Annotated in this window: 12 protein-coding genes and 1 pseudogene; 9 read left to right on the top strand and 4 right to left on the bottom strand. The window is 66.0% G+C overall.

Annotated features, from left to right (window positions below; genetic code table 11):
* Window positions 1-40 precede the first annotated feature (40 nt).
* Both ABZY12_RS07960 and ABZY12_RS07965 read left to right on the top strand, forming a co-directional pair.
* Window positions 41-871, top strand: coding sequence for a type II secretion system F family protein (locus ABZY12_RS07960; protein ID WP_356888582.1), 831 nt, complete (start codon window positions 41-43; stop codon window positions 869-871).
* Window positions 872-879: 8 nt separating this feature from the next.
* The gene (locus ABZY12_RS07965; RefSeq protein WP_356888583.1) at window positions 880-1,671 is read left to right on the top strand and encodes a type II secretion system F family protein; all 792 of its coding nucleotides are present in this window, start codon (window positions 880-882) and stop codon (window positions 1,669-1,671) included.
* Between the two features lie 398 nt (window positions 1,672-2,069).
* Here ABZY12_RS07965 and ABZY12_RS07970 read toward each other — a convergent pair whose 3' ends face one another.
* From ABZY12_RS07970 to ABZY12_RS07985, 4 genes are all read right to left on the bottom strand, one after another.
* The gene (locus ABZY12_RS07970; RefSeq protein WP_356888322.1) at window positions 2,070-4,223 is read right to left on the bottom strand and encodes a hypothetical protein; all 2,154 of its coding nucleotides are present in this window, start codon (window positions 4,221-4,223) and stop codon (window positions 2,070-2,072) included.
* 11 nt (window positions 4,224-4,234) lie between these two features.
* Window positions 4,235-4,792 (bottom strand): ABC-three component system middle component 2, encoded by a 558-nt coding sequence (locus ABZY12_RS07975; RefSeq protein ID WP_356888324.1) that lies wholly within the window; start codon window positions 4,790-4,792, stop codon window positions 4,235-4,237.
* Window position 4,793: 1 nt separating this feature from the next.
* Window positions 4,794-5,864, bottom strand: coding sequence for a serine/threonine protein kinase (locus ABZY12_RS07980; protein WP_356888326.1), 1,071 nt, complete (start codon window positions 5,862-5,864; stop codon window positions 4,794-4,796).
* A gap of 101 nt (window positions 5,865-5,965) precedes the next feature.
* Complete coding sequence (locus ABZY12_RS07985) at window positions 5,966-6,295, bottom strand: hypothetical protein (RefSeq protein WP_356888328.1); 330 nt, start codon at window positions 6,293-6,295, stop codon at window positions 5,966-5,968.
* An 806-nt stretch (window positions 6,296-7,101) separates the two neighbouring features.
* On the opposite strand from ABZY12_RS07985, the gene ABZY12_RS07990 reads away from it, so the two are divergent.
* From ABZY12_RS07990 to ABZY12_RS08020, 7 genes and pseudogenes are all read left to right on the top strand, one after another.
* The gene (locus tag ABZY12_RS07990) at window positions 7,102-7,965 is read left to right on the top strand and encodes a polyphosphate polymerase domain-containing protein (RefSeq protein WP_356888330.1); all 864 of its coding nucleotides are present in this window, start codon (window positions 7,102-7,104) and stop codon (window positions 7,963-7,965) included.
* Window positions 7,962-8,639, top strand: coding sequence for a DUF4956 domain-containing protein (locus ABZY12_RS07995; RefSeq protein ID WP_356888332.1), 678 nt, complete (start codon window positions 7,962-7,964; stop codon window positions 8,637-8,639). The genes ABZY12_RS07990 and ABZY12_RS07995 overlap by 4 nt, the downstream gene beginning before the upstream one ends.
* The gene (locus ABZY12_RS08000) at window positions 8,639-10,528 is read left to right on the top strand and encodes a CotH kinase family protein (protein ID WP_356888334.1); all 1,890 of its coding nucleotides are present in this window, start codon (window positions 8,639-8,641) and stop codon (window positions 10,526-10,528) included. Before ABZY12_RS07995 ends, ABZY12_RS08000 begins: the two co-directional genes overlap by 1 nt.
* Before the next feature lie 107 nt (window positions 10,529-10,635).
* Window positions 10,636-11,385 carry a response regulator transcription factor gene (locus ABZY12_RS08005; RefSeq protein WP_356888584.1) on the top strand — a complete coding sequence of 250 codons (750 nt, stop codon included), beginning with the start codon at window positions 10,636-10,638 and terminating at the stop codon, window positions 11,383-11,385.
* On the top strand, window positions 11,382-12,890 hold the full coding sequence (locus ABZY12_RS08010; RefSeq protein ID WP_356888336.1) for a HAMP domain-containing sensor histidine kinase: 1,509 nt from the start codon (window positions 11,382-11,384) through the stop codon (window positions 12,888-12,890). Before ABZY12_RS08005 ends, ABZY12_RS08010 begins: the two co-directional genes overlap by 4 nt.
* A gap of 12 nt (window positions 12,891-12,902) precedes the next feature.
* Window positions 12,903-13,676: a fumarylacetoacetate hydrolase family protein gene (locus ABZY12_RS08015; RefSeq protein WP_356888338.1), complete on the top strand. Its 774-nt coding sequence runs from the start codon at window positions 12,903-12,905 to the stop codon at window positions 13,674-13,676.
* Window positions 13,677-13,914: 238 nt separating this feature from the next.
* A pseudogene (locus ABZY12_RS08020) lies at window positions 13,915-14,817 on the top strand (IS5 family transposase); the annotation flags it as partial.
* Window positions 14,818-14,979: the final 162 nt, after the last annotated feature.

The following is a 14,979-nucleotide window of genomic DNA, read 5'->3' on the forward strand; positions in this document are numbered from 1 at the left end:
TCTGGCGCAGGGCGCGGCCGTCCTGTGCGCAGGGGCCGCGATGTGGCGGCTGGCCGAACACGAGCGGGGCCTGCGCAGGGCACGGGTGGTGCTCGCGGGTGTGGCGGCGCCGGGGGAGCCGGACCGTGAGCCGCTGCCGTGGCGGACGGTCGCCGCGCGCTGGTGGGACGTGGTGCGCGGCCGGCGTGAGTGGCTGTGTCTGCCGGTGGCGGTGGTGCTCGCACTCCTCGGGGAGTCGCCGCTGCCGCTGGCGGCGGGGGCTGTCGCGGTGCCGCTGGTGGGGCGGAGGCTGCGGGCGGCGGCGCTCCGGGGGCGGCGGGAGGAGCGGGCCGGCGGGGTGGTGGCCCTGTGCGGGGCGGTCGCCGCCGAGCTGAGAGCCGGGCGGCAGCCCGCGCAGGCGCTTCTCTCCGCCCTGGGCGAGGCGGGGGCGGGCGGGGCGCTGGGACCGCGGGAGGAGGCCGTGGTGCTCGCGGCGGCCCGGTTCGGCGGGGACGTGCCGGAGGCGCTGCGGAGGGCTGCCCGGCAGGACGGGGCGGACGGCCTGGCGGGGATGGCGGCCTGCTGGCAGGTGGCGGTGGACGGTGGGGCGGGTCTGGCCGCGGGGCTCGACCGGCTGGAGGCCGCGTTGCGTGAGCACCGGGACCAGCGCGAGCGGATGATGGCCCAGCTGGCGGGTGCCTGGGCGACCGTGGCCGTCCTGGCGGTGCTCCCGGTGGTGGGTCTCGCGCTCGGCACGGCGCTCGGCGCGCGTCCGCTGCACGTGCTGCTGCACACACCGGTGGGCCTGGGCTGTCTGGTGGTCGGCGTGGCCCTGGAGACGGCCGGCCTCGGCTGGGCCGTGCGGATCGTACGAGGAGGGGAGCGGATGTGACGGGGCCGATGGGGGACGCCGGGGTCATGGGGGAGTTCGTCCGTGGGCCGGGGTCGGTGGCCGTGGTGGTCGGTGCGATCGCTTGGGTGGTGTGGGCCGCCCGGGCGATGGCCGACCGGCGGCGCGAGCGACGGACGCGGAAGCGGATCTCGGCCCTTCTGGAGGCCGGATTCGTGCCCGGGCAACCGCGGAGGGCCGGGTTGCCGGCCTGGTCGCGGACGTGGGCCGCGCCCTTCGCGGCCGCCGTCGCCGGCTGGGCACTGTTCGGCGGGGCGGTCGGCTGCCTGGTGGGAATCGGGACGGCCTATGCCGTACGCAGGCGGTCCGCGCGCCGCGCGGCGATGGCGGGCGACGACGGGGAGGCGGCACGCCAGTTGCCGCTCGCCGCCGACTTGCTGGCGGCCTGCGCCTCCGCCGGCGCCGGGCCGGGTGAGGCGGCGGAGGCGGTCGGACGGTCGCTGGGCGGGCCGGTGGGCGAGCGGCTGATACGGACGGCGGCCGAGCTGCGCCTGGGCGGTGAACCGGCCGAGGTATGGCGTCGGTTCGGCGCGATACCGGGCGCCGAGGGGCTGGCCCGTTGCCTGGAGCGGGCCGGTTCCTCCGGGGCGCCCGCCGCGGACGCGATCGCGCGGCAGGCGGCGGGGCTGCGGGCGGAGCGAGCCCGTCATGCGGCCGCCCGGGCGCAGCGAGCACAGGTGTTGATCACCGCACCCGTGGGCCTGTGCTTCCTGCCCGCCTTCCTGGCGGTGGGGGTGGCCCCGGTCGTGGTCGGTCTCGCGACCGGGCTGCTGGGGCGCTGAAAGCCGGAGACGACCGTGACGAACACGAACACGAACACGAACGCACACGCACACGCACACCTATGGGGGTTGGCATGAGGAACAGGAAGAGCGGGGCGGCCATGGTGTCCCCGCGAACGTGGTGGCGGACTCGAATGGCGGCCCGTTCCGACAGGGGGATGACCACTGACCGTGTTGCGGCACATGACGTGTCCCACACATGTCGTGTCTCTCTGGCGTGCTTCAGGGCAACCATCAAGGTGCACCACGCACGCTTCAACGTGTCGCTTTACGGTCCCGAGCGCCACCCGCGAAAGTGTTACACATCACACTCCAGGCAGGGCGTCCAGGCAGTTGCTCCGTCAGGAACGTGCTTTCCCTGACGGAGCGGCTGCGGTGGTAGACGCGCAGCGCTCGACCTACTGCCCTGGGGCATCGTCGACAAGACCATAAGGCGCCGGGCCTCCAGCGCCGCCATAACGCGCGACGACGTCCCCTTCGACGGAAGGCGGCGGCACGTTGTCCACCAAGATGACTTGAGCTCCCGCTCCAGGGCCGCTGAGCCAGAGGTTCAAATGACGGTAAATCCGCCGGACGATTGCCTCCCCAATGAACCCCTCATCGTCGCCCTGATCTGCTGCCCCTGAGTCAGTTTGAACCTCTGGAGCGAGGTTTTTTTGGGGGCTGTCTACCATGAGGAATCCGGGGTGACGGCGACCCTCCTCGTAGGACAGTTCGAAAATAGCTAGTTCCCAGGCGAGGGAGATCAAAGTCGTTGCCCCCGAAGAGCCGACTTGATCGTAACGAATACCGCGAACGTGCGGTAGGAGATTCTTGTCCAAATAGGCATCTGAGAGCTTCGGGTAACCAAAGCTTTTCAGGATTTCAGAGAACCGTGTTGAGAGGTTCAGGAGAACAGTGGAACGGCCCCGCTGGTTAGCTTCGGAGTCTGCCAGGCGCCGGCGCAGTTCGCTGAGCCTCGCAGCGAGTTCCTGCACCGAGCGGTCTTTCTCTCCAACTGATTCAAGCATTCGCCGATGCTGGAAGATCTGATTCCGGACCTTCTCAGCCTCGGATACAGCAGCTGCAGCGGCATCACGCTCAGCCAGCAGCGGCGTGATCGCATCGCGAGTCAACTGATCCAAACGCTGTTGCAGCGCCGTGCTTTCAGCATCCAGCTGGGCAACGGCCTTCCGGGCCTCGATTGCCTCAGCCTCGACGGACGCGATGTAGTTGTTGAGTTCTTTAAGGCGCCGCTTTGTGCTATTCAGCTCCTTTGCTACATCTACGCTGGGCTCGATGGACGGATCGAGGCCGTGATCAGCCTTCGCTTCCTGCGCGTCGCCATCGATGGCCGGCGCTGAGGTCGGCCTGTCGTGCAATGCAGAGTGCTCCAGGTGAGGAATCTCTGTTCGGCAAAGCGAGCATTGTCCGTCTACTACGGCGGCGCTTGGAATCTGAGAAGCGCATGCAGGACATACGGAAACGCTCAGAGGATCGAATAGCCGCTTTGCTTCCTTGAGCATGGTCAGCTTCTTTAGATCATCCGAGTACTGGGCGCGGAGTGGAGCAAGCCTCCTCAGCAGAGTCTCGCGCTCACGCGCCCAATTTTCACTCTCGCGCGCCTCCTGCACCTTGTCCAGGTATTGACGTCTGGCGTCTTCTGCAAATGCTGTGCGCTCGCGCGCAGTATCGTTAACTCGATCAAGAGCTAGAGTTGCCTGCAGATAGGTTCTGTTCGCATCGGACTGCAGTGCTTCCAGTTCGATAGGGTTGTCAGGGACACCCTGCTCGCGAATGAATCTCCATACCGCGTTCAGGCCACTCCGCTCAGACGAGAGCTCAGTCTGAAGCTCAGAGATCTGACCGGAGAGAATCGCCCCGTGCTCATCGAATACATCAAACAGCAGGTCAACAACCTGCTTCAGTTTGAGAGCCTTCATTGGCTGATGCTCGAACGCGAGGTTCTTGTTGTCCAACCGAGTGTTACTCAGAAACCACAGTGGAGCGAGGTCCCGAAAACTAAGCGCATGAGTAGCAGAGTCAGGCTTAGTCGGCGCAACCTTAAGTCGAATTCCATCGAGTCCGCAAAGCTGCAGGAGGAATTTCGACAGGCTGTCTTCGTTTGATGAATCTGCGGATACCAAGCGCGGTGCGACAGATTCGATTGAATTGAAGTCTCCGGTGAAGATGAGAACATCGCGCGTCGATCCCTCAACGCCGCGTTGAATCACGTATCGCTGGCGCGAGTACCCGAGCCTAGCTGCATCCGGTCCCGTGCTTTCGATTTCTGGTGCAGCTACACTCTGGACCGGGACTTCTACCTCAATAGAAAGCTGGGCGGCCTTGACGCTTTCTACGATCTCGGGGTGCTGCGGGTGCGCTGAGTTGCCCAGGCAGAAGTCGATGAACTCCAGGATCGTAGTCTTGCCCGTGCTGATCTCCCCAGCGATTACGCTAAGCGAGCGATGCTGACCTGATTGGCCGGTGAAGTTGACAGTGTAGTTTTTTCGGTACCCAAGGAGACGAAGGCCGAGAAGCCGGAGCGCTGGCCCGTGAGACGTAGGCGGCATTAGTATCCTCGCTAGAGATCGTAGAGGTCCATCATGGCTGGATCCGCTTTAAGCCAGTCCCGACACTTTTCTTGCAATTTAGTGTCAGGAACCTTCTCGATCCGCTTCGACACTACCTTTGCGCTTTCTCGGTAGGCGTCCGCGTATACACTCGTTAGCTGCTCAGAGATTTCCCTGCCAGTGTCCGTGATGGTGTAAACGCGATGACCGTTTGTAGCTCCGGGTTTGGCGAGTCCATAAGCCACCAGCATGGCCAAATCGTTCTGAAGCCGACTTCGCCTAGTGATAAAGCGATGGCCAGGCGAGGCATATGTTAGGGGTTTAACAGAAAATCCTGCTAGCACCAGGTGGCGGAACTCTGCTTCCGATTCCTCGATCACTAGAAACGGGTTAGCTGAAAAGAAGTCGAGCGCTCCGATTCGATCGATGCTGGAAGTCATTCGGCTGGAGCTCGTGATCTCCAGAAGTATGATGAGCTGAGCCAGCCTGAACTCCGTCTCGTCTTCCGGTCGGAAGTAAGCTCCACGCTGCGTTTTCACAGCCAGGGAAGAAGCGTGTTCTGCTGCCATCTCAGACGCCTCCGTCTTCCGCTGCTGGGCTCGCTAGGTCTTCAGTTAGCTCTGCTACCGCAGTGGGAGGTGTGGGGGGAGGGGCCACAACTACCTGCGGGTCTTTTGTCGATCTTGCATGTGCAGCGGCCACGGCCTTGTAGTCACGTACCCAGCCGGCTCGGCCATCATTCACGCGTTGATGCATTATGCCGAAGGCATGCACCATCCCGCATCTGATTTCTGCTGGAATGTTTGGGTGATAGCTGCGGATCGCGTCCATCACTTCTACATAAAGGCCGATGAGCCTGCGCTCGTCAGTCGCCTGCAGCGCCGAATTGAATCGCTGAGCCCAGATGGACGCATGGGTTGCTCGAACGTCTGAAAGGATCTGGAGCTCTTCCGGCACGCCTTTATCGGTGACCTCGTGGCTAAGGATCTCGGCATTAAAGAACTCCTCCTTTGCGTCATCGCACTCGATCATGCCGGCTTCATGCATTTGGTGAACGAAGAGAGTTCCGTCGTACTTGTCGTAGTCGTCGAGCGGTACAGTAGGGCGAGTGGTAAGAGGTGGAACGGTTGCTGTTGCTGTGAAATAGTATTCGCGAACTTCACGCGCGTCTTCCGACTGCAGAAGGCGGCGGAGCCTCATGGCGTTCCAAAGCAAAATGGTTACGCCATCAGCCTTCTCTTTCCTCTTCTTCCAGCCAAGCCACCACTTTTCCGTCGGCCCGTCGAGGTCAATAGGGATGCAGAGCGTCCAGCTCGTAAGCGTGTACCCCTCGCGCTTCGCACACTTCAGCGCCTGATCGTAGGCGTCCCGTACTTGGTCCTTCTGGCTGTCGCCGAAGCCATCAATGAAGTACTTCGACTGCCAAACGCTCGCCTCCCCCTCAAGGAGGGTGCCAACATATGCGTCGATTCCCCAGTCTCCGGGGTTAGCCTCTAGCGTTGAGCTGCCTGGAAATTTGACATCGACGAGGTCCTGGATCATCTTCTCGAATAGGTCGCGGCCCCCAGCGGTACTTCCAGTGCGGATTTTGAAGAACTCGAAATTGATGAGCCCTGTTCCCAAGATAGGAACACTTGTCATGCATTCCGCCCATCTCCCGCTGCTGCGGAGAGCAGTGACTTTCGCGGTGTACTGCCCGGCTGTTTCATGATCACCCAGGACGCGGACGGTTCGGTCACCTCTCAGTCATCCTCGCCGAAGCCGTACTGGGTGTTCTCCTGCTTGCAGGACGGGCAGACGATGTAGGCGTATGCGTTACTGCCGTCTTCATAGGGGAGGTAGCTCGTTCCGCCCGCGAGCGCCGACTGACACCACTGACAGGTGCGACCGCCGCCGCGGTTCGGCGGGTCAACAAGCACGCCGCCTTCATCGAAGTAGACCCGGTACCCATAGCAATTGTCGTTGTGACATTCGTACCGGCCGGAAAGCTCTCCCGAGTCGGCCCACAAGTCCTTCCCGCAGTCGGGACATGACCGTGCCGAGCCGTCACTCGACTTGTCGGAGATGCCCATGGTTGCCCCCTAGCAGCTTTCGTGCGGCGGTTGTTGGCCGTGCGTAGCATCTTGCCAGTTGGATACCTCGGTGGGCTGGGTGTCTGCCCACGTGGTCGACATAGCCCCTTCTGGGTGATGGGCTTGCCTGGGTGAACGGGTTCGGTACGCATGGATACCCGGGGTGCGGTCGCCTTCACTGCACGGCCCCTAGGGCCTGTCTGTCAAAGGTTCCCAGAGCCAGAGGATGAGTGGGCGAGGTGGGCTTCGGCCCAGTAGTGGGCGGCGAGTTCGTCGAAGTGGCTGCAGATGCCTCCCCGTACGGGCGAGCGTAGAGGCAGGGCCGGGCTCCGATGCTCGGCCTTCAGGACGCGGACCGCATCACGACGCCGTCACTTCCCCGCGTCCACCGGCATGCTCGACCTCCTGCCGGTGCTGCCACTGCCACCGCCTTCGAACGGAGACCTACGGCTCAGCTGGCCTCGCGGCCACGTCAGCCGAGCGTCTCCTTCTCCGGGCCGTCGGCTTCACTCGGCATAAGGACGCCCCACTCCGTGATCCAGTCTCGGACCAGGCCCTGCGAGTGGCCGGTCACGGACCGGCTGCGAGACCCGAGCAGTATTCGGCCCCGGGTCCTAGATCCGCTCGCGTTGGGTCGGGTCAGACGGGGCGAGCGGCATGCGCGAGCATCCGTGACACACTCGTTCATTTTCTGGACACCTTGAGTGCTCCTGCAATACACCCACGATTCTCATGGCCTCCTCACGTGCGGTTGATTGCGTCTCTTCTGGCCGGCTGGTCCGGACCGCACGACGAGGAGGCGCAGGGTGTCACAAGCCGCAGGAGAAGAAGAGGACGGGCAGCCGCTGCACGTGGCGAGCAGACTGCACGCGTTCAACCGGTTCGAGCTGAAGTATCTGGTGCCGGTCGAGCAGGCCGCCGAGATCCGGGACGAGCTGGGTGAACGGATGGACCGCGATCTCAACAGCCCGGTGGGCGGTTACGGCGTGTGGAGCCTGTACTACGACACTCCCCAGCTGCGGTTCTACTGGGAGAAGATCGAGGGGCTGAAGTTCCGCCGCAAGCTGCGGATCCGCCACTACGGAGACCTTGACGGGGTTACCGACAAGTCGCCGGTGTGCGTGGAGATCAAGCAGCGCGTCAACCGGGTCACGCAGAAACGGCGGATCACTCTGCCGTACGGGGTGGCGCGGCGCTTGTGTGACGGCCGCGAGATGGTGGACCACTCGGTGAAGGAAAGTGCCTTCATTCAGGAAGTGCTCGACCTGATCGTGCGGCTGAACCTGCGGCCGACCGCGATCACTGGCTACCAGCGTGAGGCTCTGGTGGGGCGGAACGCCGACACCGGTCTGCGGGTCACCTTCGACCGGCGCGTCCGCGGCCGGGACCGGGACTTCCACTTCGGCACGCCCACCCCGGAGAACCGGTTCACCATCCCGCCGCACATGTCGGTGATGGAGATCAAGGTGAACGAACGCACCCCGCACTGGATCACCGATCTGGCCGCCCGGCGCAACCTCAACCTGGTCCGGATCTCCAAGTACGTGCAGTCCATCGAGGCGTTCGGCCTCGCGCCGCGCTCGGTCTTCCACATCCATGAGGCGGACTGTCCGCCGCCTTCCCCCGTCGAACAGCAGCCGCGCACGCTGCTGAAAGCAGGAGCACAGTGAATTTCGATCTGCAGGAACTCAGCGGGACGTTCAGCGTCGCCGATGTCGTGGTGGCGATGGCGCTGTCGTTCATTCTGAGCACGGTGATCGGCTACACCTACCGGTACACGCACCGCAACGTGTCCTACAGCCAGTCCTACGTGCAGACCCTCGTGATCGTCGGCATGGTCGTCGCACTGATCATGCTGGTGGTCGGCTCCAATCTGGCACGGGCGTTCTCCCTGGTCGGCGCGTTGTCGGTGGTCCGGTTCCGGAACGCGGTCAAGGAGACCCGGGACGTCGGCTTCATCTTCCTGACGATGGCGATCGGCATGGCCTGCGGTGCCCGCTTCTACACGCTGGCCGTGGCCGGCGCCATCGTGGTGTGCGTCGTCATCCTGGTCATGTTCAAGTTCAACTGGTTCGCCCTGAACGTGCAGCGGCAGGTCGTCAAGGTCCAGGTCCCGCCGGGCGAGGACTACGGCCCGGCGATCAGCGACGTGCTGATCAAGTACACCACCGAGTACGAGCTGGTGAGCACCGAGACGATCCGCGGCGGCGCGCTGACCGAGGTCTTCTACACGGTGCGGATGAAGAAGGGCACCGAGCCCGGTGACCTGGTGGCGGCGCTGCAGGAGCGCACGTCCGGGCAGCGCGTGACCGTGCTGACCGGTTACGACACCACGGACCTGTGATGAGCGGCGACACGCGGGACCCGGTGGTGGTGCCGGTGCGCAGGCGGCGGCTGAAGGACCGGCTGCCGGTGCGGCTGCGCCACCACTGGAAGCCGGCCGGGGCGCTGTGCGTGGGACTCGCGGTGGCGGTCTACTTCTTCGGCGACGCCCGTGTGTCGCCGTACGTCACCTCCTCCTCGCGGGTGGAGGCAGATGCCATCACCCAGAACATCGAAGGCACGGTCGACCTGTACGACGCGTCGGTGTCCCACTCCATCCAGCTCACCTACGAGCAGACCGACTTCAACAAGATGATGAAGGAGTTCAAGGACGAGGGCACGAAGGACTACCTCTCGGCCGACCTGACGATCGACGGCGTCCATCTGGAGGACGTCGGGATCCGTCTCAAGGGGAACTCCACCCTGATGTCCCTGCGGGGCAACGGCAAGGGCATGCCCGGTGGCGGCCGGAACATGCCCGGCAACGCCGGTGACCCGCAGGGCAACCCGCCCGCTGCCGATCAAGGCGCGGGCGGGGGCCGGGACCGCGGCCAGAACACCGGCGGCGGTCCCGGCACCCCCCAGCAGCAATCCGGCCAGAAGACCGAGGACGGCGCGACCGGCGGCCCGCCCGCCGCCACCGCAGGCCAGGGCGGTACGGCCGGGGCTCCTGCGGGAGGACAGAAGGGCAGGGATGGGGCTGCGATCGGAGGTCAGGGCAGCGCCGGAGGTGCCGCCGAAGGCCAGGGCGGCACGGGCGGGGCAGCCGGTGGTGGTCAGGGCAATCCAGGCGGGGGGCCCGGCGGGATGGTGCAGTACGACCTGTCCGCGAAGAAGCCCGAGGAACTCCCCTGGCTGATCAAGATCGACGAGTACATCGAAGGACGCGCCTACCAGGGTGAGCGGGAGATCTCGCTACGCCCCGGTGCCGACGAGCAGCTGCCGTTGAACGAGGCGCTGTCGCTGTCGCTGACGAAGTCCTCGGGGCAGCCCGCAGAGGCGTACAGCTTCACGTCGGTGCAGGTCAACAACCGGCCCGCGGTGACTCGGCTGATGGTCGACAACCCGGACACCGAGTACGCCGAGGCCATCGGCGACGGCAACGGGGTGCTGTACAAGGCGCGGGCGGGCGGGAGTTTCGCCTATCGCGGGGATGACCCCTCTGACTACGAGACGTCCTTCCGCCAGCTCAACAAGGTCGGCAGCCAGGACCTGACGCCGCTCATGAAGTTGATCAAGTGGGCGGACAAGGCTTCCGACAAGGAGTTCGAGGAGGAACTGCACCAGTACGTCGACGTCGAATCGCTCGCTACGTACGTCGCCACGCAGAACCTTCTGCTGAACTTCGACGACATCTCCGGTCCCGGCAAGAACTACATGCTCTATTACGACCTGGACACCAAGAAATTCTCTGTCCTTGGGTGGGACTACAACCTCACCTTCTCCGGAGACACCGCTGCCGGCCCGGATGACAAGGTCAGCATGGGCGGCGGCCGTGGCCCGGGCGGAGCAGGGCAGCAAAACGGCGGCGGCCCGCCCGGCGGGCCTGAAGGCGGCATGCCAGAGGGTGCGCCCGAGATGCCGGAAGGCATGCCCGAGGGAATGCCGGAAGGCATGCCTGACGGCGGGAAGGGCGGCGAGGACAGGGGCGGTTCGATGGGCGGGAACGCCCTGAAGGACCGGTTCCTGGCATCCGACGCCTTCGACGCGGTCTACAAGGCGGCGTACAAGAAGGTCTACGCCAAAACCTTCGCCTCCGGGACGGCGTCCAAGGCCCTGAACACCATCGCGGACCAGGCCCGCGAGGCGGCCGGCTCTTCCAAGGAGCTGGATGCCGCCGTGGCGAAGCTGCGCACCACGGTGACCGAGCGCAGCGCGGCGCTGGCCAAGAACAAGCAGGTCACCGGATGACCCCGGAGCCCGGGGCGGGGTCCCCCGCCGCCTCGGGCTCCGGCCTCTTTTCACAGCTGGTGCCGCTACTCTCGCCCGGCATCGCCTTCTACTTCTGTGAGCCGCACATGTCCCGCCTCGCCTCCGGGCCCGCTTCGGCCCGGTCCACGATCCTCGTGGTCGAGGACGACCCCAGTATCCGCACCCTGCTCACCACCGCCCTGGGGGCCGCCGGGTACGCCGTCGTCGCGGCCGTCACCGGCCAGGAGGCCATGTTCAGGGCAGGCGACCGGCAACCCGACCTGATCGTCATGGACGTGATGCTGCCCGACGCCGACGGCTTCGACCTGACCCGGCAGCTGCGCGCCCAGGGCCTGTACACACCGGTCCTGTTCCTCACCGCACGCACCGAGGTCGAGGACCGCATCATCGGCCTCAGCTCCGGCGGCGACGACTACGTCACCAAGCCCTTCCACGTCCAGGAGGTGCTGCTGCGCATCCGCGCGATCCTGCGCCGCGCCGCCACCCCGGCAGCTCCGGCCCGCACCCGGCCTCCCCTGCGCTACGCCGACCTCGTCCTGAACGAGGACGCCCACACCGTGCACCGCGCCGGCCAGCCGCTGCAGCTGTCGCCGACCGAGTTCCGGCTGCTGGCCTGCCTGATGGCACAGGCCGAACGGGTCCTCAACAAGGGCGAAATCCTGCAGGAGGTATGGCGGTACGACTTCGCCGGCGACACGAGGATCGTCGACACGTACATCAAGAACCTGCGCCGTAAGGTCGACGCTACGCCTCCCGCCCTGATCCACACCGTCCGGGGCGTCGGCTACTGCCTGCGCCTGACGGCCAGCGGTACCACCGAAACACCTCGCTCATGAGAAACCTCGCCAGGCTCCCGCGCTCGCTGCGGACCCGGCTCGTGCTCATCGCCACCGTCCTGGCGACCTGCGCGGTGCTGCTGTGCCAGACCGCCGGACTCACCGTCTTGCGCTCCTGGCTCACCGACCAGGTCGACGGCCGGCTCACCGGCTTTAGGCCGCCGACCCGCCTCTACGAGGACATCGCCGACGGCCGGCTGCCCACGCCCAAGGACGACGATGCCCTGCCCTCGGACTACCGTGTCTACTTCTACGACTCCCACGGCCGCCTGATGGACGACTCCCTGGGCCTCACCGACGACCGGGGACCTCGCCTTCCCGCCCGTGCCGACGAACTGGGCCTGCGCAACGACGAACTCGCCACCGTTGGGGCCCGTGACGGCGGAGGCAGCTGGCGCGTCGTCACCGACTCCGGCCCCGACGGCATGCGCGCCGTGGTCTCCCTGCCCCTGGACACCGTCGACGGCGCTACCACCAAGCTGCTCTGGTTCAGCGCGTCCCTCGGTGTGATCGTCGCCGTTGGGGTCGCCGTGCTCGGCAACGCCGCCGTACGCCTGGGTCTGCGGCCCCTCTCCCGAGTCGAGTCCACCGCCCAGAAGATCACCGACGGGGACCTGGAGCTCCGGGTGCCCGACACCGATTCCGCCACCGAGGTCGGCCGGCTGGGTCAGGCACTGAACACCATGCTCGACCGGCTGCGTACGGCTCTGCTCCGCACCGCTGCCTCGGAGCAGCAAATGCGCCGGTTCATGGCAGATGCCGGACACGAACTGCGCACCCCGCTCACCGCCATCCAGGGCTTCGCCGAACTCCTCCACGACGACCCCCGCATGCCCGCCGAACAGCGCACCGAGGCCCACGCGCTGATCGCCGCCAACGCCAACCGCATGAGCCGCCTGGTCGACGACCTCTTCCTGCTCGCCAAACTCGGCTACGCACCCGGGCCCCACGCCGAACCCGTGGACCTGCTCTCCCTGGCCGCCGACAGCATCACCAGCACCGCCGTACGCCACCCTGAGCGCACTATCACCCTCGAACCGCTGCGCACGGGTATCGCCGACACCAGTGGCCAGGAACTCGACGTCGTCGAGGCCGTCGGCGACGCCCACCAACTCGCCCAGGTCGTGGCCAACCTGCTGGACAACGCCTGCGCACACACCCCCGCCTCCGCACACGTCCACGTACGCGTCGGCACCATCCGTACGAGCCCCGCCGCCGGAGGCGTCGACCGGCCCGGCCGCACCAGCGCCACCCCCGCTCTTCTCCCCGGCACCGCCGCCGCGGTGATCGAGGTCACCGACACCGGCCCCGGCCTTACCCACGACGACGCTCAACACGTCTTCGACCGCTTCTACCGCGCGGCCCCCACAGGGGCCGACGAGCCCGGCAGCGGCCTCGGGCTCGCGATCGCCGCCGCGATCGCCGAAGCCCATCAGGGCCGCATGGAACTCGACATCCAGCCAGAAGCCGGATGCACCTTTCGCCTCCTTCTGCCCGCGCATTGAGGTAGCTCGCCGATGAGACTGACGACCCTGCGCATCACCAGCACCCGCACCGCCGCCGTCCGACTGGACACCAACCGCCGTACTCTCCTGCCCTTCTCCGACGTCGGCTCCCTGCTCACCTGCGAGTCATGGCAGGAGCAAGCCGCCGCTTCCGGAGAACTGCTCACACCCACCCACGCACCGACCGCCACCGGCCCCCTCACCACACGGCTCGCCACCTTCACACAGGTCGAGGTGAACTACGCCACGCGCGCCAAGGAACTGAACACGTCACCACCCCCGACACCCCGACTGCTGACCACCCCCGTCGCCGCTCTCGCCGGTGCCCAGGACACCCTTCGGCTCACTCCCGCCCCGGACATCCAGTGGGGCGTCGAACTCGGAGTCGTGATCGGGCACTACACCTCCCGTGTCCCCAGGGCGCGAGCCCTACGAAGCATCGCCGGATACACCATCGTCAACACCATCACCTCGATCGGCCGGCCAGCCATCGTCGCCATAGGCCCGCAACTCGTCACCCCCGACGAGCTGCCCCCCGGCGCCCGCGGACTCACCCTGACCGCGACCCTCGACGGCCGCCTGAGACAGAAGGCCAACACTTCCGACTTGCTATTCGACGTCGCCACCCTCATCGAACGCATCAGTGCCCGCACCACACTCATGCCGGGCGATCTGATCACCACCGGAACCCCCGCGGCGACAGGCACCGGCCAACTCCACGACGGCAGTAGCATCGCCGTCGCCATCACAGGAATCGGTGAATTGCGCAACACCGTGACCCATTGACGTCGAACCGCTACCAAAAGTGCCCGGCCATCTCTAAGCGGCCACGCCGTCTCGCCAGACCGTTGCGCCCCCGGCACACGCATTGAGCAATCGCTGCAGGCGATCCGGCCGGGCAAGCCCAGCTGCTCGGCGACAGTGCATGCACTCTTCCACGCCAGCACCGACTCCGAGATCCCCCACCCATGACAGAACAACGACCACCACAACGCCAAGATCATGTCTAATAATCGATCTTGTGTTGGGTCGTGGTGAGCTGACCGATGTGGCATGGGAGCGGATAGCGCCTCTGTTGCCTGGTGCTGATGGTCGAGGTCGGCCGTGGCGGGATCACCGGCAGGTGATCAACGGGGTGTTGTGGCGGTTGCGGACCGGCGCTCCGTGGCGTGACCTGCCGGAACGCTTTGGGCCGTGGCAGACAGTCTATGAGCGGTTCGCCCGCTGGGAGACAGACGGGACCTGGGCCCGGCTGCTGGAGCAGGTCCAGGCCCGCGACGACTCGGCCGGGGCCGTGGAGTGGACCGTTTCGGTCGACTCCACGATCATCCGGGCCCACCAGCAGGCCGCCGGTGCCCGCGAAAAGGGGGCGGAGGCGGGGGACGAACTGGAAGACCCGGCACGCTCGGCGACTCTCCAGGCGCTGGGCCGGTCCCGCGGCGGGCTGACCACCAAGATTCACCTTGCCTGCGACGGCCGGGGCCTGCCCCTGGCCGTCGTCGTCACGCCGGGCAACGTCAACGACTCCACCGTCTTCAACACCGTCATGGGTGAGATGCGAGTGCCCCGGCCCGGTGCGGGGCGTCCTCGCCGCAGACCTGACGCGGTCCTGGCGGACAAGGCGTACTCATCGCACTCGATCCGCCAGGGCCTACGCGGGCGGGGCATCCGGGCCGTGATCCCCGAGCGGGCCGACCAGAAGGCCAACCGTCTGCGGCGCGGCCGGGGCGGCGGCAGACCGCCGGCCTTCGACCGCGAGCTCTACAAAGCCCGCAACGTCGTCGAACGCTGCTTCTGCCGTCTCAAGCAATTCCGCGCGATCGCCACCCGCTTCGACAAACTCGCCGCCCGCTACAAGGCCGGAGTCCACCTCGCCTCACTCATCCTCTGGCTCCGAGAACCCACCCAAGATCCTTTGTCAGACAGGCCCTTAGGAGGTCTGGCTGTCAGTGGCGCGCATGCGACGGACGTTGTCTACTGCAGCAATCTGTTCCCGCAGGCGTTCGATCTCCATGTGCTGGGCTGCGAGTCGGGAGACCGTAAGCGTCTTGAATGCGGTGAGCTGGGCAATCGCTTCGTCGCGCTTCGT

Origin of the sequence: Streptomyces sp. NPDC006551 (assembly GCF_040611675.1) — a bacterium.
Taxonomy (GTDB): domain Bacteria; phylum Actinomycetota; class Actinomycetes; order Streptomycetales; family Streptomycetaceae; genus Streptomyces.

Coding starts and splice junctions, on each gene's coding strand:
- ABZY12_RS07960 (WP_356888582.1), top strand. CDS start 41: ATGTGGCGGCTGGCCGAACACGAGCGGGGCCTGCGCAGGGCACGGGTG.
- ABZY12_RS07965 (WP_356888583.1), top strand. CDS start 880: ATGGGGGACGCCGGGGTCATGGGGGAGTTCGTCCGTGGGCCGGGGTCG.
- ABZY12_RS07970 (WP_356888322.1), bottom strand. CDS start 4,223: ATGCCGCCTACGTCTCACGGGCCAGCGCTCCGGCTTCTCGGCCTTCGT.
- ABZY12_RS07975 (WP_356888324.1), bottom strand. CDS start 4,792: ATGGCAGCAGAACACGCTTCTTCCCTGGCTGTGAAAACGCAGCGTGGA.
- ABZY12_RS07980 (WP_356888326.1), bottom strand. CDS start 5,864: ATGACAAGTGTTCCTATCTTGGGAACAGGGCTCATCAATTTCGAGTTC.
- ABZY12_RS07985 (WP_356888328.1), bottom strand. CDS start 6,295: ATGGGCATCTCCGACAAGTCGAGTGACGGCTCGGCACGGTCATGTCCC.
- ABZY12_RS08000 (WP_356888334.1), top strand. CDS start 8,639: ATGAGCGGCGACACGCGGGACCCGGTGGTGGTGCCGGTGCGCAGGCGG.
- ABZY12_RS08005 (WP_356888584.1), top strand. CDS start 10,636: ATGTCCCGCCTCGCCTCCGGGCCCGCTTCGGCCCGGTCCACGATCCTC.
- ABZY12_RS08010 (WP_356888336.1), top strand. CDS start 11,382: ATGAGAAACCTCGCCAGGCTCCCGCGCTCGCTGCGGACCCGGCTCGTG.
- ABZY12_RS08015 (WP_356888338.1), top strand. CDS start 12,903: ATGAGACTGACGACCCTGCGCATCACCAGCACCCGCACCGCCGCCGTC.